General features: G+C 64.1%; 2 protein-coding genes. Both read right to left on the minus strand.

The annotated features are described in order from the left end of the window. Positions 1-1,103: DUF5107 domain-containing protein (locus K2Z83_RS28400; RefSeq protein WP_220598536.1), on the minus strand; the 1,103-nt coding region annotated here is incomplete at its 3' end. Between the two features lie 30 nt (positions 1,104-1,133). Continuing rightward, positions 1,134-1,463 (minus strand): hypothetical protein (locus K2Z83_RS28405; RefSeq protein WP_220598537.1); only part of this gene is annotated, 330 nt, incomplete at its 5' end.

The following is a 1,463-nucleotide window of genomic DNA, read 5'->3' on the forward strand; positions in this document are numbered from 1 at the left end:
CCCCAGCTCCCAACCCCCAACCGAATCACCGCCTCGTGGCTGGCGTTTGTCGCCGGGCCGATCACCTTGTAGGGCAGGAAGTACTGGGTGAAGCGCTTCTCCTCGCCGGGCATGAGCCAGGAGAAGTCGGGCTGGTTATCGGTGAAGGCCCCGCACATCAGCTCGATGTAGGGGCCGTCCGCATCGGTGAGCTGGCGGTCCCAGGCCTGGCCGAAGTCGCCGTTGCCCCAGGTCCACTGCTTCTTGCCGGGCACCAGGTGGTGGTTGGCCACATGGAGCATGCCCGCCTGCCGGCCGTGGTCGTAGTCGCCCACAAAGTCGAAGTCCGAGCGGTGGGCCATGTAGGAGGTGGGCACGGGGATATTCTTATAGCGCGAGATATCCGTGCCGGGCGCGTAGTTCACCTTGTAGTAGGTGCCGGTGGCGATCGGGAAGTCGGAGACATCGCGCTTGCCGTGGTCCATCACCGCCGTGACATCGGGCGGGAAGACCGACTGGTAGTCGTCGTTGACGTGGACGGCGGGGTTGGCCCACCAGAGGAAGGTCTGCGGCGCGCTGCTGCGGTTGTAGAGCTGGACATCGATCTGGAGGGCGGCGCGCTCGGGGTGGAGGGTGAAGCTGTGGGCGCCCTGGGTGAAGGCGAGCGGCTCGATCTCGGCGCAGTGGACGGTGGCGCTGCCGTCGGGGCCGTGGCTGATCCGCCACTGCAGCGGCATGAAGGTGCTGGGCCGGTGGTGCTGGGGCCAGTTGAACTCGATGCCGCCGGAGATCCAGGGGCCGGCCAGGCCGACCAGGGCCGGCTTGATGACCTGATTGTAGTAGATGAAGTGGTAGCCGTTGGTGAGGTCCTGGGCCATCTGGACGCGGCCGCCCAGCTCGGGCAGGATCATGATCTTCAGGTAGCGGTTCTGGAGGAAGACGGCGGTGTAGGGCCGGGGCGCGGCAGTGTCGGATACATGCTCGATCACCGGCAGGGGGTAGACCGCCCCGCTGCTGCCCTGGTAGACCCGCTTCTCCAGGAACATGGGGCTCTTCTCGGGGGTGCCGACGCCGTAGGTGGGAATGAGAACGGTTTCAGCCCAGGCGCGTGCCGACTCGCTCATAGCGGCGATCCTCATTGATCGTGATCGATTTCAGGCGGCGATGCCGCGCGCGCGCATCACCGCTGGCGGCGATGCCGGATGCGCGGGCGCTGGCGAGAGATATGATGACTTCCGCAAAATTTCGTAGTTGACATGCTGGGAAAGCTCGCATAAAATTGTAGCATCCCTCTCACAAAAAGGCAATGCCCAAGTAAGACAAGGAGGTCCTTGCTGTAGGGAAGAGATCTGATCACTTCGCATCATGGCGATGCGGAGCCGGTTCGCGTACTCAATGAGGAGGCGTTCGATGATGCTCAGGCTCAGGTTCCTGTCCGCGCTCGTTCTCGTAACGATGGTTCTCGCCGCCTGTGGAAGCGCTCC

Source organism: Oscillochloris sp. ZM17-4 (genome assembly GCF_019599295.1).
Classification (GTDB): Bacteria; Chloroflexota; Chloroflexia; order Chloroflexales; family Chloroflexaceae; genus Oscillochloris.